The organism is Bifidobacterium parmae (genome assembly GCF_002860365.1).
GTDB lineage: Bacteria > Actinomycetota > Actinomycetes > Actinomycetales > Bifidobacteriaceae > Bifidobacterium > Bifidobacterium parmae.
This window is the reverse complement of record NZ_NMWT01000028.1, coordinates 276,298-300,058: the sequence shown is the minus strand read 5'-3', so window position 1 is coordinate 300,058 and position 23,761 is coordinate 276,298. Positions and strand designations below refer to the sequence as shown.

Annotated in this window: 21 protein-coding genes and 1 tRNA gene; 18 read left to right on the top strand and 4 right to left on the bottom strand. The window is 67.0% G+C overall.

Features of this window, described 5'->3' with window-relative positions; translation table 11 throughout:
- Nucleotides 1-71 precede the first annotated feature (71 nt).
- From alaS to mltG, 3 genes are read left to right on the top strand one after another with little or no spacing between them, the layout of a single operon-like run.
- Entirely contained in the window at nucleotides 72-2,765 is a 2,694-nt protein-coding gene (gene alaS / locus Uis4E_RS10595) for an alanine--tRNA ligase (RefSeq protein WP_101623100.1), read from the top strand.
- A gap of 5 nt (nucleotides 2,766-2,770) precedes the next feature.
- Entirely contained in the window at nucleotides 2,771-3,226 is a 456-nt protein-coding gene (gene ruvX, locus Uis4E_RS10590; RefSeq protein WP_101623099.1) for a Holliday junction resolvase RuvX, read from the top strand.
- Between the two features lie 9 nt (nucleotides 3,227-3,235).
- A complete protein-coding gene (gene mltG, locus Uis4E_RS10585) occupies nucleotides 3,236-4,414 on the top strand; it encodes an endolytic transglycosylase MltG (protein WP_101623098.1) in 1,179 nt (392 codons plus the stop codon).
- 102 nt (nucleotides 4,415-4,516) lie between these two features.
- Here mltG and Uis4E_RS10580 read toward each other — a convergent pair whose 3' ends face one another.
- Nucleotides 4,517-4,975: a prepilin peptidase gene (locus Uis4E_RS10580; RefSeq protein ID WP_101623097.1), complete on the bottom strand. Its 459-nt coding sequence runs from the start codon at nucleotides 4,973-4,975 to the stop codon at nucleotides 4,517-4,519.
- Between the two features lie 111 nt (nucleotides 4,976-5,086).
- On the opposite strand from Uis4E_RS10580, the gene aroC reads away from it, so the two are divergent.
- The 11 genes from aroC to Uis4E_RS10525 all read left to right on the top strand — a co-directional run bounded on the left by aroC (nucleotide 5,087) and on the right by Uis4E_RS10525 (nucleotide 18,029).
- A complete protein-coding gene (aroC, locus tag Uis4E_RS10575) occupies nucleotides 5,087-6,280 on the top strand; it encodes a chorismate synthase (RefSeq protein ID WP_101623096.1) in 1,194 nt (397 codons plus the stop codon).
- A gap of 8 nt (nucleotides 6,281-6,288) precedes the next feature.
- Nucleotides 6,289-7,911: a bifunctional shikimate kinase/3-dehydroquinate synthase gene (locus Uis4E_RS10570; RefSeq protein ID WP_101623149.1), complete on the top strand. Its 1,623-nt coding sequence runs from the start codon at nucleotides 6,289-6,291 to the stop codon at nucleotides 7,909-7,911.
- A gap of 25 nt (nucleotides 7,912-7,936) precedes the next feature.
- Nucleotides 7,937-8,386, top strand: coding sequence for a type II 3-dehydroquinate dehydratase (locus tag Uis4E_RS10565; RefSeq protein ID WP_101623095.1), 450 nt, complete (start codon nucleotides 7,937-7,939; stop codon nucleotides 8,384-8,386).
- A gap of 30 nt (nucleotides 8,387-8,416) precedes the next feature.
- Entirely contained in the window at nucleotides 8,417-9,829 is a 1,413-nt protein-coding gene (locus tag Uis4E_RS10560; protein WP_101623094.1) for a DUF2142 domain-containing protein, read from the top strand.
- A gap of 63 nt (nucleotides 9,830-9,892) precedes the next feature.
- Complete coding sequence (locus Uis4E_RS10555) at nucleotides 9,893-11,554, top strand: CTP synthase (protein ID WP_034528073.1); 1,662 nt, start codon at nucleotides 9,893-9,895, stop codon at nucleotides 11,552-11,554.
- Between the two features lie 236 nt (nucleotides 11,555-11,790).
- Nucleotides 11,791-13,290: a Fe-S cluster assembly protein SufB gene (sufB, locus tag Uis4E_RS10550; protein ID WP_034528076.1), complete on the top strand. Its 1,500-nt coding sequence runs from the start codon at nucleotides 11,791-11,793 to the stop codon at nucleotides 13,288-13,290.
- A 4-nt stretch (nucleotides 13,291-13,294) separates the two neighbouring features.
- Nucleotides 13,295-14,530: a Fe-S cluster assembly protein SufD gene (gene sufD / locus Uis4E_RS10545; protein ID WP_101623093.1), complete on the top strand. Its 1,236-nt coding sequence runs from the start codon at nucleotides 13,295-13,297 to the stop codon at nucleotides 14,528-14,530.
- Nucleotides 14,531-14,561: 31 nt separating this feature from the next.
- Nucleotides 14,562-15,341: a Fe-S cluster assembly ATPase SufC gene (gene sufC, locus Uis4E_RS10540; RefSeq protein ID WP_034528082.1), complete on the top strand. Its 780-nt coding sequence runs from the start codon at nucleotides 14,562-14,564 to the stop codon at nucleotides 15,339-15,341.
- Between the two features lie 99 nt (nucleotides 15,342-15,440).
- Nucleotides 15,441-16,712 (top strand): cysteine desulfurase, encoded by a 1,272-nt coding sequence (locus Uis4E_RS10535; RefSeq protein ID WP_101623092.1) that lies wholly within the window; start codon nucleotides 15,441-15,443, stop codon nucleotides 16,710-16,712.
- 69 nt (nucleotides 16,713-16,781) lie between these two features.
- Nucleotides 16,782-17,339, top strand: coding sequence for a Fe-S cluster assembly sulfur transfer protein SufU (gene sufU, locus Uis4E_RS10530; RefSeq protein ID WP_101623091.1), 558 nt, complete (start codon nucleotides 16,782-16,784; stop codon nucleotides 17,337-17,339).
- A 99-nt stretch (nucleotides 17,340-17,438) separates the two neighbouring features.
- Nucleotides 17,439-18,029 (top strand): metal-sulfur cluster assembly factor, encoded by a 591-nt coding sequence (locus Uis4E_RS10525; RefSeq protein WP_101623090.1) that lies wholly within the window; start codon nucleotides 17,439-17,441, stop codon nucleotides 18,027-18,029.
- 100 nt (nucleotides 18,030-18,129) lie between these two features.
- Here the strand turns inward: Uis4E_RS10525 and glgC are convergent, their stop codons facing one another.
- The 3 genes from glgC to Uis4E_RS10510 form a co-directional block, all read right to left on the bottom strand.
- Nucleotides 18,130-19,377 carry a glucose-1-phosphate adenylyltransferase gene (gene glgC / locus Uis4E_RS10520; protein ID WP_101623089.1) on the bottom strand — a complete coding sequence of 416 codons (1,248 nt, stop codon included), beginning with the start codon at nucleotides 19,375-19,377 and terminating at the stop codon, nucleotides 18,130-18,132.
- A 142-nt stretch (nucleotides 19,378-19,519) separates the two neighbouring features.
- Entirely contained in the window at nucleotides 19,520-20,386 is an 867-nt protein-coding gene (locus Uis4E_RS10515) for a TrmH family RNA methyltransferase (RefSeq protein ID WP_101623088.1), read from the bottom strand.
- Nucleotides 20,387-20,497: 111 nt separating this feature from the next.
- Nucleotides 20,498-20,589, bottom strand: a tRNA-Leu gene (locus tag Uis4E_RS10510).
- A gap of 100 nt (nucleotides 20,590-20,689) precedes the next feature.
- On the opposite strand from Uis4E_RS10510, the gene Uis4E_RS10505 reads away from it, so the two are divergent.
- The 4 genes from Uis4E_RS10505 to ybeY all read left to right on the top strand — a co-directional run bounded on the left by Uis4E_RS10505 (nucleotide 20,690) and on the right by ybeY (nucleotide 23,743).
- Entirely contained in the window at nucleotides 20,690-21,487 is a 798-nt protein-coding gene (locus Uis4E_RS10505) for a 16S rRNA (uracil(1498)-N(3))-methyltransferase (RefSeq protein ID WP_101623148.1), read from the top strand.
- Between the two features lie 112 nt (nucleotides 21,488-21,599).
- A complete protein-coding gene (locus Uis4E_RS10500) occupies nucleotides 21,600-21,938 on the top strand; it encodes a histidine triad nucleotide-binding protein (RefSeq protein ID WP_101623087.1) in 339 nt (112 codons plus the stop codon).
- An 88-nt stretch (nucleotides 21,939-22,026) separates the two neighbouring features.
- Nucleotides 22,027-23,208: a PhoH family protein gene (locus Uis4E_RS10495; RefSeq protein ID WP_101623086.1), complete on the top strand. Its 1,182-nt coding sequence runs from the start codon at nucleotides 22,027-22,029 to the stop codon at nucleotides 23,206-23,208.
- On the top strand, nucleotides 23,198-23,743 hold the full coding sequence (ybeY, locus tag Uis4E_RS10490; protein ID WP_101623085.1) for an rRNA maturation RNase YbeY: 546 nt from the start codon (nucleotides 23,198-23,200) through the stop codon (nucleotides 23,741-23,743). Before Uis4E_RS10495 ends, ybeY begins: the two co-directional genes overlap by 11 nt.
- Nucleotides 23,744-23,761: the final 18 nt, after the last annotated feature.

The following is a 23,761-nucleotide window of genomic DNA, read 5'->3' as shown; positions in this document are numbered from 1 at the left end:
CTACGGCGAAGGCACGTTCCCATAGGGCCCTCATGCCCGCACAAACACACAACAAGGAGTTCCATCCGCTTATGCGCACCTCAGAAATCGCGAAGCGCTACCTCGACTATTTCGCGGCGCACGACCACATGGTCGTCCCCTCCGCGTCGCTGATCTCCCCGAACCCGACCACGCTGTTCACCATCGCCGGCATGGTCCCGTTCATCCCGTACCTCATGGGCGAGCAGACCCCGCCCCACAAGCGCATGGCCTCCAACCAGAAGTGCGTGCGCACCCTCGACATCGACGAGGTCGGCAAGACCACGCGCCACGGCACGTTCTTCCAGATGATCGGCAACTTCTCCTTCGGCGACTACTTCAAGGAGGAGGCCATCCACTACGCGTGGGAGCTGCTCACCTCCCCGCAGGACAAGGGCGGCTACGGCTTCGACCCGGAGAAGCTGTGGATGACCACGTTCACCGACGACGAGGAGGCCCGCTCCATGTGGGTCAACGAGGGCGTCGACCCCGAGCACATCCAGAAGATGGGCATGGAGGACAACTTCTGGACCACCGGCGGCCCCGGCCCCGGCGGCCCCTGCTCCGAGATCTACGTGGACCGCGGCCCCGCCTTCGGCAAGGAGGGCGGCCCGATCGCCGACGAGAACCGCTACATCGAGATCTGGGACCTCGTGTTCGAGAACTACGAGGTCGACAACGTCAAGTCCAAGACCGACCTGCACATCGTCGGCGAGCTCGAGAACAAGAACATCGACACCGGTGCGGGCCTCGAGCGCCTCGCCTACCTGCTGCAGGGCAAGAACAACATCTACGAGACCGACGAGGTCTTCCCCGTCATCGAGGCCGCCGAGCGCCTCTCCGGCCGCAAGTACGGCGAGGACGAGGCGATGGACGTCAAGTTCCGCGTCGTGGCCGACCACGTGCGCTCCGCGCTCATGATCATGTCCGACGGCGTGCGCCCCTCCAACAACGGCCGCGGCTACGTGCTGCGCCGCCTGCTGCGCCGCACCATCGAGGCCATGCGCGTGCTCGGCGTCGAGAACGAGGTGCTGCCCACCCTGTTCCCGACCTCCAAGGCCGCCATGGAGCCCAGCTACCCGGAGCTCAACAAGACGTTCCACGAGGTGAGCGAATCCGCGTACGGCGAGGAGGACGCCTTCCGCCGCACCCTCACATCCGGCATCGAGATCCTCGACGTCGCCGTGAAGAAGGCGAAGAAGGACTCCGCCGAAGGCAAGTCCGAGGCGGTCGTCTCCGGCGACGACGCGTTCAAGCTGCACGACACCTACGGCTTCCCGATCGAGCTTACGCTCGAGATGGCCGCCGACCAGGGCGTGAAGGTCGACGAGGCCAAGTTCCGCGAGCTCATGGCGGAGCAGAAGGGCCGCGCCCGCGCCGACGCCCTCAAGAAGCGCCACAACGTGGACCTGTCCGTCTACGACGACTTCAAGAAGACGCTCGTCAAGCCGATCGACTTCCTCGGCTACACCGACATGTCCGCCCGCGCCACCGTGCTCGGCATCATGCAGGAGGGCAAGGGCTCCGTGCCCGCCGTCACCGGACCGGCCAACATCGAGGTCGTGCTCGACCGCACCCCGTTCTACGCGGAGGCCGGCGGCCAGCTCGCCGACCAGGGCGAGATCCTGTCCGACGACGGCGCCGTGCTCGAAGTCGACGACGTGCAGAAGCCGATCAAGGACCTCATCGTCCACCAGTGCCGCCTGACCGAGGGCACGCTGGTCGTCGGCACGCAGGTGAACGCCAGCATCGACCTGGCCCGCCGCGGCGCCATCGCCCGTTCGCACACCGCCACGCACATGGTGCACAAGGCGCTGCGCGAGGAGCTCGGCCCGCAGGCCACCCAGCGCGGCTCCGAGGACGCCCCGAACCGCCTGCGCTTCGACTTCCAGTGGTCCAAGGCCCCGACCAAGCAGGTGATGAGTGCCGTCGAAGAGCGCGTCAACGACCGTCTGCGCGACAATCTCGTCGTCACCACCAAGGAGATGAAGTTCGACGACGCCATCGCGCTCGGCGCGATGCACCTGTTCGGCGAGAAGTACGGCGACATCGTGCGCGTCGTGTCCATCGGCGAGGACGGCTGGAGCCGCGAGCTGTGCGGCGGCACCCACGTCGACCACGTCGGCAAGATCGGCGCCATCAACATCATGTCCGAATCCTCCATCGGCTCCGGCGTGCGTCGCGTCGACGCCGTGGTGGGCGCCGGCGCCTACGAGTTCAACGCCCGCGAGCACGCGCTCGTCTCCCAGCTGAGCGACAAGCTCAACGCCCGTCCGGACGAGCTCGCCGAGCGCGTCAACGCGCTGCTCGCCAAGCTCAAGGAATCCGACCGCCGACTGGCCTCCATGTACGAGAGCCAGCTCGCCGCGGCCGTCCCGGAGCTCGTGAAGCGCGCGCAGGCCTCCCAGGCCCCCGTCAAGGTCGCCGCGAAGAACGTCGGCCACTTCGGCTCGTTCGACGCGCTGCGCAAGACCGTGCTCGACGTGCGCTCCCGCCTCGGCGAGGAATCGCCGGTCGTCGTGGCCCTCGCCGGCGTGAGCGCCGACGACAAGCCGATGGTCGCGGTCGCCACGAACGAGGCCGCGCGCAAGCTCGGCATCAAGGCCGGCGATCTCGTGCGCGGCGCCTCCAAGGTCCTCGGCGGCGGTGGCGGCGGCAAGCCGGACTTCGCCCAGGGCGGCGGCGCGGACGCGTCGAAGATCGACGACGCGATCGCCGCGCTCGAGCACGAGGCGCTGAAGGGCTGAGCCGTTTGACTTGGCTTGGCATCGATCTGGGTGATGCTCGGGTCGGACTCGCATTGTCCGACCCGGAGCTCACCCTCGCACACCCCATCGGCAACATCCAGGCGTACGGGGATTCGTTCCGCGCCTTGGACGACGTGATCTACGTCATCGAGGACGAACAGGTCGACCACGTCGTCATCGGCCTGCCGCTGCTGCTCAACGGCGACGAGGGAAAAAGCGCCAAGAAGGCGCGCCGTTGGGCCTCCAATCTCGTCAAGCGCATCAACCGCATGGTCGAGGACGGCGACATCCACCTGAATACGACACCTGACGTAGAATTGATGGACGAGCGACTGACCACGGTGAGCGCGCATCGACAGCTGCATGAGGCGAACATCGCCGGACGGAAGCACCGCCCGGTGGTGGACCAGCAATCCGCCGTCGTGATCCTGCAATCCGCGTTGGATCGCAAAGAGCGATAGGGAGAAGTGATGTCCGAAAGCTTCAACGATTTCTTCGAGGAGAACGCACTCAAGGTCTCCGGCAATTCGGCCGCCCCGGCGGTCGAGCCGCCGAAGCCGCCGAAGTCGCGCAGGGAGATGCGCAAACGCCGTCGCAGGGGGCAGCGCAAGCGTCTCATCGTCGTCATCTCCGTGCTCGTCGTGCTCGCGCTCATCGGCGTCGGCTGCTTCTTCGGATACCGGCGCATCGCCGCGATCCGCGCGGTCAACGAGTACAACAGGAGCATCTCGCAGGAGTTCAAGGGCAAGGCGTACGGCACCGTCTACTTCACCATCGAGCAGGGGCAGGATTCGCTGACCGTCGGCAGAAACCTCGTCAAGGCGAAGATCGTCAAGTCCGCCGAGACGTTCGCGGCCACGGTGTCCGCCAACTCGGCGACGCTCTACCCGGGCACGTACGAGATGCAGTACCACATGCAGTCCGCCGACGCGGTCGAGATCCTCTCCGACCAGACGAAGGCCACCGGATTCCTCGACGTGAAGTCCGGCGAACGCGTGTCCGACGTGATCGCGAACGCCGCGCAGCTGAGCGGCATCGACGAATCTGAATTCCAGTCCATCGTGGACGGTGGGGGCAGCGGCATCCTGCCGGCCGAGGCGAAGGGCAAGTTCGAGGGCTGGTTCGAGCCCGGCCAGTACGACGTCAAGTCGAAGAAGTCGGCCTCCGACATCCTCAAGATGATGGTCGACAAGCGCATCGCCAAACTCGACGAGCTCGGCGTGCCCACCGGCGACGAACGCGAACGCATCCTCAACATCGCGTCCATCGCCGAGGCCGAGGTGAACTCGAAGGACTACTACGGCAAGGTGACGCGCGTCATCCTCAACCGTCTCGACAAGAACATGACCCTCGGCATGGACTCCACCGTCGCCTACGGCAACAACGTGAAGTCCGCCGACATCACGCAGGCCATGCTCGACGATGCCTCCAACCCCTATAACACGCGCATCAAGAAGGGTCTGCCTCCCACGCCGATTTCCAACCCCGGCGACGACGCGATCAACGCCGCGCTCCACCCGGAGGACGGCGACTGGCTGTACTTCGTGACCGTGAATCTCCAGACCGGCGAGACCAAGTTCACCGACAACGAGGACACGTTCAACGAATACGTGCAGGAATACAAGAACAACAACGCCGACGCGAACTGACGCTCGCGGCACGACGAATCCATGTGGGTCTCCTCCGGTGAACGGGGGAGACCCACATGCGTATGCGTGCATGAGTACATACGCACGCATGCGACGTTCGCCCTACAGCAGCACGGCGATGACGCCGGAGACGACGATCACCGGCACGAACGGGGCCTTGCCGGCGCAAGGCGTCCCGCGCTGCGGGTCGAGACGGGTCCACAAGGCCACGAACACGATTCCCAGCACGCCCATCGCAAGCCACCAGAAGGCCACATGGATCAATCCGTATGCGCCCACGGCGAGGCCCGGCGGCAGCATCGCCGTCACATCGCCCAGCCCCAGCGCGCCTGGTTTCGCCAACGCGAGCAGCAGCTGGACTCCCGCGCACAGGACCGTGAACAGCAGCGCCTGCAGCACGGTGAAGAAGTCATTGGACATCGCCGCCCACGCGAAATCCGCGGCGAGCTGCGATCCGCATCCGACCGCCACCCACGTGCGCGGCACACGGCGCCGCCGCACGTCCTCGACGGCGAGGGCGACGCCGCAAATGAGACCGGGCAGACAATACAGGTATGGCATGCCTTAACATTAACCCCTAGTTGCAGAACGCGAGAGTCGTCCGCGCCGCGGCCACGGGGCAAGTCCCGGCCGGCGGCGCGACGGCGCAGGACCATGGAGGAGCGAGAGATTATGTTGCGTTGGCAGACGGCGGGGGAGTCGCACGGCGAGGCGCTGGTCGCGATGATCGAGGGACTGCCCGCGGGGGTGTCCGTCACCAGCCAGGACGTGGTGGACGCGCTGGCCCGCCGCCGTCTCGGCTACGGCCGCGGTGCGCGCATGAAGTTCGAACAGGACAAGGTCAGGCTGCTGACGGGCGTACGCCACGGCTCCACGCTCGGCGGTCCGATCGCCGTCGAGATCGCCAACACCGAGTGGCCGAAGTGGACCGAGGTGATGAGCGCCGACCCGCTCGACCATGAGATTCCGCGCGAGGGCCGCAATGCGCCGCTGAGCCGCCCGCGTCCCGGCCACGCCGATCTGACCGGCATGCGCAAGTACGGCTTCGACGACGCCCGTCCGGTGCTCGAACGCTCCAGCGCGCGCGAGACCGCCTCGCGCGTCGCGCTCGGCGCGATCGCCGCGAAGTTCCTCGAACAGGCGTTCGGCATCCGCACCGTCGCCCATGTGATCTCCATCGGCGGCGCCGGCGTCGAGGATGCCGACGACGCCGCGCTGCCCACCCCGGACGACGTCGCCGCGCTCGACGCCTCCCCGGTGCGCACGCTCGACAAGGCCGCCGAGGAGCGCATGATCAAGCGCATCGACGAGATCAAGGCGAACGCCGACACGGTCGGCGGCGTCATCGAGGTCATCGCCTACGGCGTGCCCGCGGGCATCGGCACCTACGTGGAATCCGACCGTCGCCTCGACGCCGCCCTCGCCTCCGCCGTCATGGGCATCCAGGCCATCAAGGGCGTCGAGATCGGCGACGGCTTCCTCGAGGCGGTGCGCCCCGGCTCCGCCGCGCACGACGAGATGGTGCCCGGCGACGACGGCCGCATCACCCGTCTCACCAACCGTGCCGGAGGCATCGAAGGCGGCATGTCCAACGGGCAGCCGATCCGCGTGCGCGCCGCCATGAAGCCGATTCCGTCCATCCCGCGTGCCCTGCGCACCGTCGACGTCGCCAACGGCGAGGCCGCGCAGGCCATCAACCAGCGTTCCGATTCGACCGCCGTGCCCGCCGCGTCCGTCGTGGCCGAGGCCATGGTGCGTCTCACGCTCGCCAAGTACGCGTTGGAGAAGTTCGGCGGCGACAGCGTCGCCGAGACGCGACGCAACTGCGAGAACTACCTCGCCTCCTGGCCGGAGCACATGAGGTGAGGCGCGGCATCATCCGCCCGAAGGCCGTCATCATCGGCATGATGGGCGCCGGCAAGACGCGTGTCGGCAAGGAGGTGGCACACCTCATGCACCTGTCGTTCGCCGACGCCGACATCGAAATCGAACGCGAGGTCGGGATGAAGATCCCCGCCTACTTCGAACGGTACGGCGAACCCGCGTTCCGCGAGGTGGAGGCCGACCTCATCGCCGACTATCTGGAGGACTTCGACGGCATCTTCTCCCTCGGCGGAGGCGCGCCGATGACCCCGTCCACACAGGACGCCCTGGCCGACTACATCGCCGACGGCGGACGCGTCGTCTACCTCGACGCCGACCCGCACGAGGCGATGGAACGCGCCAACCGCGGCGGCGGGCGGCCCATGCTCAACGGCGACGCGAACGCGCGATGGAGAAAACTGTACAAACAGCGCGACCCCGTGTTCCGCGAAGTCGCGAACGTGCATGTGCGCACGCGCAGACAGACGCCGCAGATGGCGGCGAGGAAGGTGATGGACATGATCGGCGAACGCACGGTCCACGTGACCGGCAGCGGCATCGAACCGTATGACGTGGTGATCGGCGAGGGGGCGATGAACCATCTCGCCGACGTGCTGGGAAGCAAGGTCGCCAAGGTCGCGCTCATCCACACGCAGCCCGTGCAGCGCCATTCGGACCGTGCACGCACCCTGCTGCGCCAGGGCGGCTACGACGTCATCGACATCGTCGTGCCCGACGCCGAGGCCGGCAAGACCGTCGACGTGGCGAACGGCGTGTGGAGGCGTCTCGGCGACGAGGGCTTCACCCGTTCCGACGCGATCGTCGGCGTGGGCGGGGGAGCGGCCACCGATCTGGCCGGCTTCATCGCCGCCACGTGGATGCGCGGCATCCGTTACGTGAACTGCCCGACCTCGCTGCTCGCCATGGTCGACGCCTCCACCGGCGGCAAGACAGGCATCAACACCGAGGCCGGCAAGAACCTTGTCGGATCGTTCTACACGCCGGCCGGCGTGCTCGCCGACACGAAGACGCTCGCCTCGCTGCCGAACGACATCTTCATCGAAGGGCTCGGCGAAGTCGCGAAATCCGGCTTCATCGAGGACACGGAGATCCTGCGCATCCTCGAGGAGCACGCCGACGAGCTGCGCGCGTTCGATGGGGCGACGTTCCTCGGATCCGGGCTTGAGGACGTGGTCTGCGAGCTCATCGAACGCACCGTCACCGTGAAGGTGCACCACGTGTCCGCCGACCTCAAGGAGAAGGGCAAGCGCGAGTTCCTCAACTACGGGCACACGCTCGGCCACGCCATCGAGAAGCTCGAACATTTCCGCTGGCGTCACGGCAACGCCGTCGCCGTGGGATGCGTGTACGCGGCCGAACTCGCCCACCAGCTCGGTTACATCGACCAGGAGCTCGTCGACTACCATCGCGCGCTGCTCAGCTCGCTCGGACTGCCGATCTCCTGGAACGGCGGCACGTTCGACGACGTGCTCGCGCTCATGCACAAGGACAAGAAGGCCCGCGGCAACAAGCTGCGCTTCGTCGTCCTCGACGGCACGCCCGGCCACATGATCCACCTCGAGGATCCGCCGGCCGACGCCGTGCGCGAGGCGTTCCGCCGCATCCAGCACTGACCCAGCAAGGAGGAGGGAGAGAACCATGTCCACCAAAGTCATCGTCGTCAACGGGCCGAACCTCGGGCGTCTCGGCGTGCGCCAGCCCGACGTGTACGGCCGTCAGGACCTCGCCGAACTGCGCCGCCTGTGCGCCGCATGGGGGAGCGAACTCGGCCTCGAGGTCGAGGTGCGCCAGACCGACGACGAGTCCGAAATGGTGCATTGGATGCATCAGGCAGCCGACGAGAAGACGCCGGTCGTCATGAACCCGGCCGCGTTCACCCACTACTCGTACGCGCTGGCCGACGCCGCGCACATGGTCGGCGACGCGGGCCTGCCGCTCATGGAGGTGCACATCTCCAACCCGTCCGCACGTGACGAGTTCCGCAAGCGCTCCGTGATCTCCCCGGTCGCCACCGGCACCATCACCGGCATGGGCTTCTACGGCTACAAGCTGGCGCTCGACGCCGTCGCCCACATCGTCAACGGCTGATCTTCGGATCGTTCCGGGAACCTTCCGCATATGAGTCGTACCGACGGATCGAAACGCACCGGCGCCGGCGGGGACGGCAGGGCGTGGCTTACGACGCTGCGCGCCCTCATGCCCATCGTCGTCGCCATAGGCACCCTGCTCGTCGGCGGGCTGTTCATGACGCATATGCCGCCGTGGCGCATCCCCGACATCTGGTCCCACGTCTACCGGGTGGACGGCATCCTCAACGGCGACGTGCTCGCCCGGCCGGTCACGTCGATGAGCTACCTGCATCACCGCGACGGCAACGTGGGCGGTCATGTCGACTGGGAGTGGATCGAGTTCTCGCTGCATCGCGACGAAGGGCACGACCCCACGATCATCCTCCCCGACACGATCACCGTCTCGGACGCCTCCGGCGCCGACGTGCCGTACAACAACACGGCGACGAACTCGCCGGCGGCCTACCTGCCGCAGCTCGCCGGCTTCGCGCTGGGACGGGCGCTGGGACTGACGGCGGGCGCGACCTACCTGCTCGCCGAGACGATCATGCTCGTCGTGTATGCCGGCTGCGCCGCGGCGGCGGTCGCCCTGCTGCCCAGGTGGAGGGTGCTCGTCGGACTGGTCATGCTGTGCCCGGTGCTGCTGTACCGCTACTCGTTCGCCATATCCGCCGACTCGCTCACCCAGGCGTTGGCGTTCCTGCTCTCCTGCATGCTGCTGCGCATGCTGCACCGCCGCATGGGCGTCCCCGGGTATGCCGCGACCGCCGTCGTATGCGTGCTGCTCGCGATGTGCAAGTTCATCTACGCGCCGCTCGCATTGCTCGCGTTGCCGGCCGCGTGGGCCGCGTCGCGCGGTGGCGGGACCTTCCGGCATGACGCCGGCGGCGATGGGATTCCGTCGCAGGCCTCGTCACGATCGACGCCCCGCTCCGGCCTTCCCGTCGCGGCGATCGGCGTCGTCGTCTCGATGGCGTGGCTCGCCGTATGGATGAAGCTCACCGGATGGTTCGTCACCACGCCGATGATGGTCCCCTATACGGAGATGGAGCAGCGCAAACACGCGATGCTCACCGACCCGCAGGCGCTGCTGGCGACGCTCAAGGCGATCGGTCTGTCCGTCGTCACCGGCCGGGCGAACCTCGGACGGCCCGTGGACACGTGGCTCATCCGCTGCTGCTGGACGGCGATGCTGGTCATGGTCGTCATACTCGCCGTGGCCACCGCGCGCAGGGCCATGGGCATGCGGGAGACGGTGTTCTGGTGGTGCGCTTCGGCCGTGATGGTCGGCATCGTGCTGCTCACCTATCTGGCGTTGTGGCTCCAGTACACGCAGGCCGGCTCCGCCATGGTCGAGGGCATGCAGCACCGCTATTTCCTGCCGTTGACGGTCCTCGGGGCGCTGTGCGTCGCCGAAAGCGCGTCGCACCTAGAACGACGTTCGCGTTCCGTGGCCGTGTAAGGCGAGGCAACGCCTCCTCGGGCGAACACGCCGGGTCACGCACGGGTGATAGAGTGAAATTCCATGGTTAGAAGAACACATGGCAATTCGCAAGAGCACGTCACCAAGCACATCTTCGTCACCGGCGGCGTGGTCTCCTCCCTCGGCAAAGGCCTGACGGCGTCCTCGCTCGGCCGTCTGCTGCGTTCCCGCGGTCTGCATGTGCTGCAGCAGAAGCTCGACCCGTACATCAACGTGGATCCGGGCACGATGAACCCGTTCCAGCACGGCGAGGTGTACGTGACCGAGGACGGCGCCGAGACGGATCTCGACATCGGCCACTACGAGCGCTTCCTCGATGTGTTCCTTTCGCAGAAGGCGAACGTCACCACCGGTCAGATCTACCAGGAGGTGCTGCGCAAGGAGCGCGCCGGCGAGTACCTCGGCCAGTGCGTGCAGGTCATCCCGCACATCACCAACGAGATCAAGTCCCGCATGCGCGCCCAGGCCGCGGACGACGTGGACGTGATCATCACCGAGATCGGCGGCACCGTCGGCGACATCGAATCCCAGCCGTTCCTCGAGGCGGCCCGCGAGGTGCGCCGCGAACTCGGCCAGGAGAACTGCATGTTCGTGCATGTTTCCCTCGTGCCGTACATCTCCGCCGCCCACGAGCTCAAGACCAAGCCGACCCAGCATTCCGTGATGATGCTGCGCCAGCTGGGCATCACGCCGGACGCGCTCGTGCTGCGCTCCGACCGTCCGCTCAACCAGTCCATCAAGGACAAGATCTCCCTCATGTGCGACGTGGACGCGGAGGGCGTGGTCAACTGCGTGGACGCGCCCAGCATCTACGACGTGCCGAAGATCCTGTTCAACGAGGGCCTCGACGCGTACGTGGTGCGCGAGCTCGGACTGCCGTTCCACGACGTCGACTGGGACGAGTGGGCGGACCTGCTCGAACGCGTCCACCACCCGAAGCACGAGGTCAACATCGCGATCGTCGGCAAGTACATCGACCTGCCGGACGCCTACCTGTCCGTCACCGAGGCCATCAAGGCTGGCGGCTTCGCCAACTGGGCGAAGGTGAACGTCAAGTGGGTGGCGGCCGACCGTTGCGAGACCGAGGAGGGCGCGGCCGCCGCGCTCGACCAGGTCGACGGCATCGTCGTGCCCGGCGGCTTCGGCATCCGCGGCATCGACGGCAAGATCGGCGCCCTCAAGTTCGCCCGCGAGCACAAGCTGCCCGCGCTCGGCCTGTGCCTGGGCCTGCAGTCCATGGTCATCGAATACGCCCGCCACGTGCTCGGCATCGAGGACGCGAACTCCACCGAGTTCGAGCCGGACTGCGTCAACCCGGTCATCGCCACGATGGAGGAGCAGAAGGACATCGTCGCCGGCAAGGGCGACATGGGCCACACCATGCGTCTCGGCTCCTACCCGGCCGACCTCGAGGAGGGTTCGCTGGTCGCCGAGCTGTACGGCTCCACGCACGTCACCGAGCGTCACCGCCACCGCTACGAAGTGAACGTGGCCTACAAGGACCGCCTGCGCGAAGGCGGCCTGCGGATCTCCGGCCAGAGCCCGGACGGCGAGCTCACCGAGTTCGTCGAACTGCCGCAGGAGGTCCACCCGTTCTACGTGGCCACCCAGGCGCATCCGGAGTTCAAGAGCCGCCCGACCAAGCCGCACCCGCTGTTCGCCGGCCTCGTCAAGGCCGCGCTCGACCACCAGCGCGAACGCTGACCGCCGGGCGGGGCGCGGGCTGCGACCGCAGCCCCGTAGCCGGCCCGTTCCGCATGGCGCGTCGTGACCGTCCCGGTCATGGCGCGCCTTCGCGTATCCGCGGCTTTGGGCGTGCAATCCGCCCTCCCGTAACCAAGCTCACGTTCATCCACAGCCGACATGCGGTGTCGGCTGTGGAGTTCGCGCAGGGGTTCTGCTACGTTGACGTAGGAATGTTGTGACCAACGGAAGGCAGGATGGTGAGCGAAACACAAGCGCCAAACGCCGCCGCTGACGTGGAGATGAGCCAGTACGTGGCCGATCGATCCCGCGTCAACGAGGAGAAGATCAGACAGGATGACGAGATCATCCAGCAGTTCGGCGACTACAGCTACGGCTGGCATGATTCCGACGCGGCCGGCGAGGCCGCCAAGCGAGGCATCGACGAACAGGTCGTGCGCGACATCAGCGCCGACAAGGGCGAGCCCGAGTGGATGCTCGACATGCGTCTGCGCGGCTTCAAGGCGTTCCTCGACAAGCCGATGCCCAAGTGGGGCGTCGACCTGTCGGGCTTCAACGCCGACGACTTCAAGTACTACGTCAAGCCGATCGAGAAGCAGGCGAAGTCGTGGGAGGAGCTGCCGGACGACATCCGCAACACCTACGACCGCCTCGGCATCCCGGAGGCGGAGAAGAACCGTCTCGTCTCCGGCGTGGCCGCCCAGTACGAGTCCGAGGTCATCTACAACTCCATCCAGGAGGACCTGAAGAAGCAGGGCGTCATCTTCGTCGACACGGACACCGCCGTGCGCGAATACCCGGACCTCGTCAGGAAGTACTTCGGCACCGTCGTGCCGCCCGAGGACAACAAGTTCGGCGCGCTCAACACCGCCGCATGGTCCGGCGGCTCGTTCGTGTACGTGCCGAAGGGCGTGCACGTGGACATCCCGCTGCAGGCGTACTTCCGCATCAACACGCCCGCCATGGGCCAGTTCGAGCGCACGCTCATCATCGCGGACGAAGGCTCCTACGTGCATTACGTGGAGGGCTGCACCGCCCCGATCTGGTCCGAGGACTCGCTGCACGCCGCCATCGTCGAGATCATCGTCGAGAAGCACGCGCGCGTGCGCTACACCACCGTGCAGAACTGGTCGAACAACGTCTACAACCTCGTCACTCAGCGCGCCTACGTGCGCGAGGGCGGCACGATGGAATGGGTGGACGGCAACATCGGCTCCAAGGCCACGATGAAGTACCCGGCCTGCATCCTCGCCGAGCCGTACGCGAAGGCCAGCACCATGTCGCTCGGCTTCGCCGGCAAGGGCCAGTACCAGGACACGGGCGCGAAGATGATCCACCTCGCCCCGCACACCAGCTCCACGATCGTCGCCAAGTCCATCTCGCGCGGCGGCGGCCGTTCCGCCTACCGCGGCCTGGTCAAGATCGTCAAGGGCGCGGAGGGCTCCTCCAACTCGACCGTGTGCGACGCGCTGCTCGTCGACGACTTCAGCCGCTCCGACACGTACCCGCATGTGGACGTGCGCGAGGACGACGTCTCCATGGCCCACGAGGCCACCGTCTCCAAGATCTCCGAGGACCAGCTGTTCTACCTGATGAGCCGCGGCCTGTCCGAGGAGGAGGCGCAGGGCATGATCGTGCGCGGCTTCGTCGAGCCGATCAGCCGCGAGCTGCCGATGGAATACGCGCTCGAACTCAACAGACTCGTCGAACTGCAGATGGAAGGATCGGTGGGCTGATCCCATGGCCGAAACCGAAAACAAGGCGGCGGAACTGAACATCCCGGTCGCCGACCCGAACGACCCGTACAAGATCCCGGCGGCCATGCCGTCCAGCGCCGACCGCGCGCCCCGCTCCTTCGAGGTGTCCGCGTTCCCGGTGCCCACGCGCGACCAGGAGGACTGGCGCTACACGCCGATCGACCGCATCGGCGAGTTCTTCGACGTGTTCACGCCCTCCGGCGAGACCGAGATCGAAGTGTCGATGATCGACGGCTCCCCGCTGGCCGAGGGCGTCACGCTCAGCCAGGTCAGGCTCGGCGAGGGCGCGTCCGGCACCGTCTCCAAGCCGAACGACCGCGTCTCCGCCGTCGAATGGAACTCCGGCTCCACGGCGACGATCCTGCGCCTCGACGGCGAGATCGCCCGGCCCGTGCTCGTCAAGGTGCACGGCGCGGGCGAGGACCTCGACGCGTTCCATCTCGTCATCGACGCCGCGGACCGCGCGCACGCGGACGTCGTCGTCGAACACGACGGCGACGCGCGCCTCGCCGAGGGCGTCGAGATCACGACCGGCAAGGACTCGCACGTCTCGGCCACGTTCATCCAGGAGTGGGACCGCACGGCCAAGCACGTCGGCAACCACCGCATCCACGTCGGCGAGGGCGCGTCCCTGCGCCACTCCGTCGTCACGCTCGGCGGCGACGTGGTGCGCATCCGCATGGACCAGGACTTCGGCGGCGAGCAGGGCGAGCTCAACATGCTCGGCATCTACTTCGTCGACCCGGGCGAGCACATCGAACACCGCACGATGGTGGTGCACAACCATCCCGACTGCAAGAGCCGCGTCGTCTACAAGGGCGCGCTCGACGGCAAGGGCGCGCACTCCACGTGGGTGGGCAACGCCCTGATCGAGCCGACCGCCCCCGGCACCGACTCGTACGAGCTCAACCGCAACCTCGTGCTCACGCCGGGCGCCATCGCCGACTCCGAGCCGAACCTCGAGATCGAGAACGGCAACATCATCGGCGCCGGACACGCCTCCTCGGTGGGCCGCTTCGACGACGAGGAGCTGTTCTACCTCGAATCCCGCGGCATCCCGGAGGCCGAGGCCCGCAAGCTCGTCGTGCGCGGCTTCTTCGGCGAACTCGTCGAGGAGATCGGCATCCCCGCCGTCTCCGACCATCTCATGGACGTCATCGACCGCCGACTGGCGCGCGGCGAGGACGCGGCCATGGCGCAGGTGCTGGAAGACAAGTAACCCAAGACTTTTCGGACTGTTAGGAGAACCAATGTCCACTCTCGAAATCAAGGACCTCTACGTCCACGTCGAAACCAAGGAAGGCACCAAGCAGATCCTCAAGGGCGCCTCCCTGACCGTCAACTCCGGCGAGACCCATGCCATCATGGGCCCCAACGGCTCCGGCAAGTCCACGCTCGCCTACACGCTGGCCGGCCACCCCAAGTACGTGGTCGACTCCGGCGAGGCGCTGCTCGACGGCCAGGACATCCTCAAGATGACCCCGGACGAGCGCGCCAAGGCGGGCCTGTTCCTCGCCATGCAGTACCCGGTCGAGGTGCCCGGCGTCTCCATGACCAACTTCCTCAGGACCGCGAAGACCGAGGTCGACGGCGAGGCGCCGTCCATCCGCACGTGGACCAAGGAGCTGTCCGCCGCGATGAAGCGCCTCAAGATGGATCCGAAGTTCGCCACGCGCTCCGTCAACGAGGGCTTCTCCGGCGGCGAGAAGAAGCGTGCCGAGGTGCTGCAGCTCGAACTGCTCAAGCCGAAGTTCGCCATCCTCGACGAAACCGACTCCGGCCTCGACGTGGACGCGTTGCGCATCGTGTCCGAAGGCGTGAACCGCGCCAAGGAGGCCAACCAGTTCGGCATCCTCATGGTCACGCACTACACGCGCATCCTCAAGTACATCAAGCCGGACATCGTGCACGTGTTCGCCGACGGCCACTTCGTGAAGACCGGCGGCCCGGAGCTGGCCGACGAGCTCGAGGAGAACGGCTACGACGCGTACCTGCCGGAGGGCGCGGACTCCGAGTCCGCACTCGCCTGACATCGGCGGACAGCCGGTTCCGTCCGGCTTTCACGGTTCCAGCGGAGCCGTGGGAGTCGGCGGAACGCATGTGAATGTCACGAAATGGGGGAAATGACAATGGTTGATTTCGCAGCGATCAGGGATGAATTCCCGATTCTGGACCAGGAGATCCACGGGCATCCGCTCGTGTACCTCGACTCGGCGGCCACCTCGCAGAAGCCGCAGTGCGTGATCGACGCGGAGAGCGACTTCTACCGCACGATCAACGCGGGCGTGCACCGCGGCGCCCACGAACTCGCGGCGCGTTCCACGGTGGCGTTCGAGGAGGCGCGCGCGAAGGTCGCGCGTCTCGTCGGCGCGAATGCCGAGGAGGGCAACGAGGAGATCGTCGTCACCGGCGGCGCCACGGCGGGCCTGAACCTGCTGGCCACCGCGTTCGGCAACGCGTCGCTCGGCCGTGGGGGAGCGGCCGCCAAGCGTTTCGCGTTGAAGCCGGGCGACGAGATCGTCGTCTCGAAGGCGGAGCACCATTCGGTGCTGCTGCCGTTCCAGGAGCTCGCCTACCGCACCGGCGCCACGTTCAAGTGGATCGACCTGACCGAGGACGGCCGCGTGCGCACCGACGATCTCGACGAGGTCATCACCGAACGCACGAAGGTCGTGGCCGTCACGCATGTGGGCAACACGACCGGCGCCATCACCGACATCGCGCCGATCGTCGCCCGCGCGCACGCCGTGGGCGCCGTGTTCATCCTCGACGCCTGCCAGTCGGTGCCGCACCTCAAGGTCGACTTCCACGCGCTGGACGTCGACTTCGCCGCGTGGAGCGCGCACAAGATGTACGGCCCCACCGGCGTCGGCTTCCTGTACGGCAGGCGCGAACTGCTCGAAGCGCTGCCGCCGGCCAACTTCGGCGGATCGATGGTCGAGCTCGCGTGGATGGACCAGCCGGCCCAGTACATGGAGCCGCCGGCCCGCTTCGAGGCCGGCACGCAGCCGGTCGCGCAGATCGTGGCCGCCGGCGTCGCCGCCGAATGGATGATGAACATCGGACTCGAGAACATCGAGGCGCATGAGCGCACGATCGCCGCCGAACTGCTCAAGCTCGGCGACATCGACGGCATCCGCATCCTCGGCCCCCGCGAGAACGTGGACCGCATTGGCACCGTCGCGTTCGACGTCAAGGGCGTGCACCCGCACGACGTCGGCCAGTATATCGACGCGCAGGGCATCGCCATCCGCGTCGGCCACCACTGCGCCCAGCCCGTGCACCGCCACTTCGGCCTGTACGCCTCCAACCGCGCCTCGTCCGGCGTGTACAACACCGTCGAGGACGCGCAGTCGCTCGTTGAGGCGGCGAAGGGCATCCGGAAGTTCTTCGGGGCCTGACGTGGCGCCCGGAGTCCGCGACTCCGCACCGTCCACGTCTGTCCGAGGGGACGATACGATAAGGAAACTATGAACGATTACGGCATGAGCGGCGACGACCTCGAGCAGATGTACCAGGAGGTCATCCTCGAGGCCGCGAAGAACCCGCACGGCAAGGAGCATTTCGCGGCGGACCTCACCAAGGAGGGGGCCGGCGCGCAGGCGTCCGGCGACACGGTGGTGCGCGCGAGCCACGAATACTGCACGCCCGGCGAATCCCACCAGTTCAACCCGACCTGCGGCGACGAGGCGACCGTGCACGTGGAGGTCTCCGACCAGGAGCCGCACACCATCGAACGCGTCGTGTGGGACGGCCAGGGGTGCTCCATCTCCCAGGCCAGCCTGTCCGTCATGGTCGACCTGGTCGACGGCAAGACCGTGGACGAGGCCATGGAGCTCGAACACACATTCCACAAGCTCATGGAATCGCGAGGCAAGGGTCTCGGCGACGACGATCTTGAGGAGTCGCTCGGTGACGGCATCGTCTTCCAAGGCGTGTCCAAGTATCCGATGCGCATCAAGTGCGCGCTGCTCGCCTGGGAGGGCCTCAAGGATTCCGTCGCCAAGGCGTTGGCCGCCAAGCGGTGACGCCTCCCCATATTTCCCCATACGTGTACGCGTCGCCGAGGGCGAAAAGCCATGGGCGACGCGTACAGTGGATACGACCCGACGATTTTGGAGTGAACTATGAGCGATAATCTCGTGCCCGAACCCCAGCCCAGCGTGTTCGACGCGGTGAACGACGTGCTGCAGGACGAGGAGGCCGCCCGCCGCGTGATGGCCAACCCGGCCCTCGCCAAGGGCTTCCCGAACGGACATCCCGCCGAGCCGACCTCCGGCGACGACGAGATGTGCGCATGCGGACGCCACAAGAAGAGCGAATGCGGCCACGGCGACGACGCGGAGTCGGACGACAGCCACATCCCGCTGAAGTTCGTCGACGACATCGGCCGCGCCACCGCGGAGGATGTGCGCGAGGCGCTGCACCAGGTCATCGATCCGGAGCTCGGCATCGACGTCATCGACTTGGGTCTCGTCTACGGCATCGAGATCGATGACCTCGGACGTGCGATCATCACGATGACGCTCACCACGCCCGCCTGCCCGCTGACCGACCTCATCGAGGACGAGTGCGCGAGCACGCTTGCCGGCCTCGTCGAGGAGTTCCGCATCGACTGGACGTGGCAGCCGCGCTGGACGATGGACAAGATCACGCCGGAGGGGCGCGAGCAGCTCGCCGCCCTCGGCTTCAACTTCGACAACCTGCCGAAGTACTGATCCTGATTTGAACTGCCGACTCCGGCCCGCCGGCCGGAATACGGGGAGGCCCCGAACCGGGAACCGGTTCGGGGCCTCCTTTGCGTCTTTGGAAGGACCGTCAGTCGTCGACGATGGTGTTCTTCGGGACGACGGTGATGCCCTCGGGCGTGACGGTGAAGCCACGGGCGAGATCATGCTCGGTGTCGATGCCGACCGTCGAGTTCTCGGTGAGCACGACGTTCTTGTCGAGGATGGCCTTGTACACGCGAGCGCGACGGTTCACGACGACGCCGTCGAACAGCACGGAGTCCACGACCTGAGCCCACGAGTGGATGCGCACGTTCGGCGACAGCACGGAGTGATGCACCTCGCCGCCGGAGACGATCACACCGGGGGAGACGATCGAATCGGTCGCGTGGCCGAGACGGTCGCGGCCGGCGTGCACGAACTTGGCCGGCGGCAGGGTGCCGGAGTTCGTGTAGATCGGCCAGGCCTGGTTGTACAGGTTGAACTCGGGCACGTAGGCGATCAGGTCCATGTGCGCGTCGTAGAACTGCTTGATCGTACCCACGTCGCGCCAGTAGGCGTGGTCGGTGGGCGTCGAGCCCGGGATCTCGTTCGAGTTGAAGTCGTACACGCCGGCCTCGCCGCGCGCGGCGAAGTACGGGGCGATGTCGCCGCCCATGTCGTGCTTCGTGTTCTCGTTCTTCTCGTCCTTGGCGAGCGCGTCGAACAGGGCGTCCGTGTTGGCCACGTAGTTGCCCATGGAGGCGAGGAACGAGTTCGGGTCGTCCGGAAGGCCCGCGCAGGTCTCCGGCTTCTCCAGGAAGCTCTTAATCTGGTTCGGGTGGTTCGGGTCGACGTCGATCACGCCGAACTGCTTCGACTGTTCGATCGGCTGGCGGATGCCGGCCACGGTGAACTCCGCGCCGGACTCGATGTGCTGCTCGACCATCTGGCCGAAGTCCATGCGGTAGACGTGGTCGGCGCCGACGATCACGACGATGTCCGGCTGGACGTCCTCGATGATGTTGATGGTCTGGTAGATGGCGTCCGCGGAGCCCAGGTACCAGTGCTTGCCGAGACGCTGCTGCGCGGGGACCGGGGAGACGTAGTTGCCGAGCAGCGAGGAGAAGCGCCACATCTGGGAGATGTGACGGTCCAGCGAGTGCGACTTGTACTGGGTGAGCACGACGATGTGGCGGTAGTCGGAGTTCACCAGGTTGGACAGCGGGAAGTCGATGAGGCGGAACACGCCGCCGAACGGGACGGCCGGCTTCGCGCGGTCGCGAGTCAACGGCATCAGTCGGGTGCCCTCGCCGCCCGCCAACACTATCGACAGAATCTTCTGCTTGTTCTTGGCCATTGTCGTGTTGCTCCTCTCAACAACCAACAGCGCCCTTCGGCGCCGCGCTCGGGTTCGGGCCCGGGCTTCCTCGCTCCGGACTCACAATGACAATGATTGCACAAAAACCGCGACACGCCCGAATCGTGTCCAGCGCGTCGCGTCAGCGCATGCGCGTGGCGTAGAAGGCGACGGCGCTGGAGGCGGCCACGTTGAGCGAGTCGACGTCGTGGCTCATCGGGATCTTCACCGTCAGATCGGCGCGGGCGATGGTGTGGCGCGACAGCCCGTCGCCTTCGGTGCCGAAGATGAGCGCGAGGCGGTCGATGCGGTCGGGGTCGGAGGCGTCGGCGTGGAGACGGCGCGTCAGTTCGTCGAGGCTGATCGAATCGTCCTCCAACGCCATCGCGACGGTGGTGAATCCGAGGGACTTCAGCTCGTCGATGCCCTGGAACGGCCAGTAGCGCTTGTCCTCGCCGCCGATGCGCGTCCACGGGATCTGGAAGACGGTGCCCATCGACACGCGGGCCGCGCGGCGGTACAGGGGGTCGCCGCAGGAGGGGGTGACGAGCACGGCGTCCACGTCGAGCGCGGCCGCGGAGCGCATCAGCGCGCCGACGTTTGTATGGTCGACGATGTTCTCCATCACGGCGACGCGGCGCGCGTCCCGGCAGACGTCGGCGACGGAGGGCAGCGGCCAGCGGCGCATCGCCGCCAGCGCGCCGCGGTGCAGACGGTAGCCGGTGAGACGCCTCAGCTGTTCGGGGGAGGCGACGTAGACGGGGACGTCCGCGCCCCACCGCGCGTCGATGGCGTCGAACGTGTCGGCCATGCCCTCGATCCACGGCTCCTCGACGAGCAGGGAGATGGGTTCGCGCCCCGCCGCCAACGCTCGGTCGATCACCTTCGGCGATTCGGCGATGAACAGGCCCTTGGCCGGTTCGAGACGGTTGCGCAGCTGGATCTCCGTGAGATTGACGTAGGCGGACACGCGTTCGTCGTCGATGGATTCCAGATGGACGAAACGCATGGCGGGTGCCTCCTGTGATGATGTGATGAGTGTGGCGGGCCGCATCGCCGGGATGCGGGGACGACTTGCATGCAGATACAAGAAAACCCCTTGTCTCCAAGGGGTTTTCGTTGGTGCCCGAGACGGGACTTGAACCCGTACGCCCGTTAAAAAATAGGCACTAGCACCTCAAGCTAGCGCGTCTACCATTCCGCCACCCGGGCAGGTGCGTTGTCGCTGTGAAGCAACGAGTGATTACAATACACGGTTTCCAGGCTTGCGCAATCACCGGCGTGTCGCGGTGAGGCTGATAGCCTTGTGGGCATGACGAAAGCCCTGTTCCTCTTGGATTCCGACCATGACGACGTCCCCGTGAATTCGGACGAGCTCAACGCCGGGTGGAAGCTCACGCTGCCCGCGCAGGTCAGACGGCATGCGGTGCAGTCGATGCGCCTCAAGGCCGGCGACGAGCTCCAGTTGTCCGACGGCCGGGGTCTGCGCGTCACCGCGGTGCTCGACGACCCGGACAACGGCGTCGCCGAGGTGCGCGAGTTCGTGCGCGAGCCCGCGCCCGTGACCCGCCTCGCGCTCGTGCAGGCGCTCGCGAAGAACGGGCACGACGAGCAGGCCGTCGACATGGCCACGCAGATCGGCGTCGACGAGGTGATCCCCTGGCAGGCGGACCGTTCCATCGCCAAATGGAAGACCGGCCGCACCGACCGCAAATGGCGGACCACGCTGGACGCGGCCACCGAACAGTCCCGTCGCGCGTGGCGGCCCGGACTGGGGGAGTGCGTCTCCTCGAAGCAGATCGTCGCCATGTGCCTGCGCGCCAACGTGCACGGCGACCTGGTCGTCGTGCTCCACCAGGACGCCACCGACACGTGGACGTCGGTGGAGGGGCTCGTGTCCGAGCTTATGGACCGCTGCCTCGAGGACGCCAAGGCCCGCACCGTCTACGTGGTGGTCGGCCCCGAGGGCGGCATCAGCGAGGACGAGGTCGCCGCGTTCACCGGGGCGGGCGCGCACAGCGTCGTGCTCGGCTCGAACATCCTCAGGGCGTCCGCCGCGGGGCCCGTGGCCCTGTCCCTGCTCAGCCGCGCCCTGGGACGCTTCGCGTAGGGCGGAAGGAGGCCGGCGGCATGCGGAGGGCGGGTGACGGGACGCGCTAAGCTGGGTGCGGAAACCATGGCCGCGCGCCCCCAAGCCGCGCGGCCCGCATGAAGGAGCAATCATGAGCGCATCGGACGACTGCCTGTTCTGCAAGATCATCGCCGGGGACATCCCCAGCTCCAAGGTCTACGAGGACGACACCACATACGCCTTCAAGGACATCAACCCCAAGGCCAAGGTCCACGTGCTGGTCGTGCCGAAGAAGCATTACGCGAACGTCGCCGAACTCGCAGCCGCCGACCCCGCCGAGCTCGCGCACATCGTCGAAGTCGCCCAGCACATCGCCGACGACGCCTTCCACGGCGCGTTCCGCCTCGTGTTCAACACCGGGCTCGACGCCGGCCAGACCGTCTTCCACGTGCACGCGCACGTGATGACGGGCGAGAAGCTCGACGAGTAGCGGGCAAGCGGGACGGCCCGCGCCGGCGGACGGCCGGACGGGAGGCCCCGCCCTCCGACGAACGCTCCATATTCCAGGAAAGGAATCCGTGGCGACCACAACACGCACCATCACCATCCCCACCCAGCTCGACCCGGTGGCCGTGCTCGGTCCCGTGGACGAGGTGATCCGCGAGATAGAGAAGGCGTTCCCCGAACTGACGATCATCGTGCGCGGCAACCGCGTGGCCATCGTCTCGCGCTCCAAACAGACCGAGACCGACGCGTCGAAGGCCGAGGAACTCGTCAACACGATCATCGAAGCCGCCCACACGGCGCCCATGGACGCCGACACCGTGCGGCGCATGATCGACCAGGACGTGCTCGACAACCGCACGCGCGCCACGCACCCGGGCCACGGCCGCGAGGTCGAGACGCTGCAACGCGTCGAAGCCGCGTCGACGAGGAGCCGCCGCGGCGAAGGCGGCCGCCGCAGGCCCGCCGTGCCCGGCGTCATCACCTACGCGAACGGCAATCCGGTACGCGCCAAGACCCCCGGACAGGCCGCCTATACGGCCGCCATCGAATCGCACACCATCACGTTCGGCATCGGCCCGGCCGGCACCGGCAAGACCTACCTCGCCGTCGCCAAGGCGGTGCGCGCCTTCCAGGACCGCCAGGTGCGCCGCATCATCCTCACGCGTCCCGCCGTCGAGGCGGGGGAGAGCCTCGGCTTCCTGCCCGGCACCCTCAACGACAAGGTCGACCCGTACCTGCGCCCCCTGTACGACGCGCTCGGCGACATGCTCGGAGCCGACCAGCTCAGACGGCTCATGGACGACAACACCATCGAGGTCGCGCCGCTCGCCTACATGCGCGGACGCACCCTCAACGACGCCTACGTCATCCTCGACGAGGCGCAGAACACCACCGAACAGCAGATGAAGATGTTCCTCACCCGCCTCGGATTCAACACGAAGATGGTCATCACCGGCGACATCACCCAGGTCGACCTCACCGTGCCGCGATCCGGACTCGCCACCATCGAACGCATCCTCGGCGGCATCAAGGACATCGCGTTCGTGCATCTGAAGGCCGAGGACGTGGTGCGCCACCGCCTCGTCGGCCAGATCGTCGAGGCATACAACCGCCACGAGGGAATGGACGGCGACCACAGACGCATCTCGCGGGCGAACGGCGCGAGAGGCGCGAATGGCGCGAAGACCGAGGCCGCCGCCGCGGCGGACGGCGCGACGAACGAACGAAAGGACACCGACACCGATGAGCGTTGACGTCTCCAACGAGACCGTATGGACCATCGACCCGAAACTCTTCTCCGACCTCGGCGTATGGGTCCTCGACCAGATGCGCGTGAGCACCCAGTCCGACCTGACGATCCTGTTCGTCGACCCGGAGCCCATCGCCGAGATGCACGAGCACTGGATGAACCTCGAAGGCCCCACCGACGTGATGAGCTTCCCGATGGACGAGCTGCGCCCCGGCGACGGCAAGACCGTGACCGAAGGCGTGCTCGGCGACATCGTCATCTGCCCGTGGGTCGCCGCCCAACAGGCCGCGGCCGCCGGACACGGCGTACTCCAGGAGATGATGCTCCTGACCATCCACGGCATCCTCCACCTGCTCGGCTACGACCACGTGAACCCGCAGCAAGAACGCCAGATGTTCGGCCTGCAACGCCAGCTGCTGCTCACGTTCATCGCCGTGCGCCACGACCTCGGCTCGCCCGTCGAGCTGCCCGCCGGCAGCGCGGACGCGCTCGCCGCCTACGACGCGCAGCACGGCTCCGGCCGCCAGATTACCCACTGACCGCCGCCAGTCGACACG

Coding starts and splice junctions, on each gene's coding strand:
- alaS (WP_101623100.1), top strand. CDS start 72: ATGCGCACCTCAGAAATCGCGAAGCGCTACCTCGACTATTTCGCGGCG.
- mltG (WP_101623098.1), top strand. CDS start 3,236: ATGTCCGAAAGCTTCAACGATTTCTTCGAGGAGAACGCACTCAAGGTC.
- Uis4E_RS10580 (WP_101623097.1), bottom strand. CDS start 4,975: ATGCCATACCTGTATTGTCTGCCCGGTCTCATTTGCGGCGTCGCCCTC.
- aroC (WP_101623096.1), top strand. CDS start 5,087: ATGTTGCGTTGGCAGACGGCGGGGGAGTCGCACGGCGAGGCGCTGGTC.
- Uis4E_RS10565 (WP_101623095.1), top strand. CDS start 7,937: ATGTCCACCAAAGTCATCGTCGTCAACGGGCCGAACCTCGGGCGTCTC.
- Uis4E_RS10560 (WP_101623094.1), top strand. CDS start 8,417: ATGAGTCGTACCGACGGATCGAAACGCACCGGCGCCGGCGGGGACGGC.
- Uis4E_RS10555 (WP_034528073.1), top strand. CDS start 9,893: ATGGTTAGAAGAACACATGGCAATTCGCAAGAGCACGTCACCAAGCAC.
- sufB (WP_034528076.1), top strand. CDS start 11,791: ATGGTGAGCGAAACACAAGCGCCAAACGCCGCCGCTGACGTGGAGATG.
- sufD (WP_101623093.1), top strand. CDS start 13,295: ATGGCCGAAACCGAAAACAAGGCGGCGGAACTGAACATCCCGGTCGCC.
- sufC (WP_034528082.1), top strand. CDS start 14,562: ATGTCCACTCTCGAAATCAAGGACCTCTACGTCCACGTCGAAACCAAG.
- Uis4E_RS10535 (WP_101623092.1), top strand. CDS start 15,441: ATGGTTGATTTCGCAGCGATCAGGGATGAATTCCCGATTCTGGACCAG.
- sufU (WP_101623091.1), top strand. CDS start 16,782: ATGAACGATTACGGCATGAGCGGCGACGACCTCGAGCAGATGTACCAG.
- Uis4E_RS10525 (WP_101623090.1), top strand. CDS start 17,439: ATGAGCGATAATCTCGTGCCCGAACCCCAGCCCAGCGTGTTCGACGCG.
- glgC (WP_101623089.1), bottom strand. CDS start 19,377: ATGGCCAAGAACAAGCAGAAGATTCTGTCGATAGTGTTGGCGGGCGGC.
- Uis4E_RS10515 (WP_101623088.1), bottom strand. CDS start 20,386: ATGCGTTTCGTCCATCTGGAATCCATCGACGACGAACGCGTGTCCGCC.
- Uis4E_RS10505 (WP_101623148.1), top strand. CDS start 20,690: ATGACGAAAGCCCTGTTCCTCTTGGATTCCGACCATGACGACGTCCCC.
- Uis4E_RS10500 (WP_101623087.1), top strand. CDS start 21,600: ATGAGCGCATCGGACGACTGCCTGTTCTGCAAGATCATCGCCGGGGAC.
- ybeY (WP_101623085.1), top strand. CDS start 23,198: ATGAGCGTTGACGTCTCCAACGAGACCGTATGGACCATCGACCCGAAA.